At 67.3% G+C, this 370-nt stretch carries 1 protein-coding gene; it reads right to left on the bottom strand.

Translation table 11 applies throughout. From position 1 onward, the window contains the following. Positions 1–370 (bottom strand): SIS domain-containing protein (locus AC1D0P_RS32045; protein ID WP_477680408.1); only part of this gene is annotated, 370 nt, incomplete at both ends.

The raw sequence follows: 370 nt of genomic DNA, 5'->3' as shown, positions 1-370 counted from the left end.
GCGCCGTGCCCGCGCCCATCCGGGTCGAGCCGGAAACCATTTCCGGCGGCGTAGCGAGCAGGATCGCCACATCGGCGCCAGCGAACAGTTTTGCGTCGGCATTGTTGGCAATCGCGATGACCCTCGCACCCTTTGCCCTCGCCACATCGGCGACAGCAAGCGCATAGGGCGTCGAACCGCTGGCGGAAATCGAGATCACGCAGTCCCCCGCCCCCACGACGCGCTCGGCGTCAGCCCGCGCTTGGTCGACATTGTCCTCCGGCGATCCCTTGAGGTCGAGGAGGTCGGCGACACCGCCGGCCAGCAGGATGACGATCTGGTCGTTGGCGATGCCATAGGTGCCGGGAAGCTCCAGCGCATCGGCCATGGC

Source organism: Polaromonas sp. P1_G2 (assembly GCF_056405515.1).
Note: the sequence above shows the minus strand (reverse complement) of the source record. Positions and strands in the feature narration are given on the sequence as shown.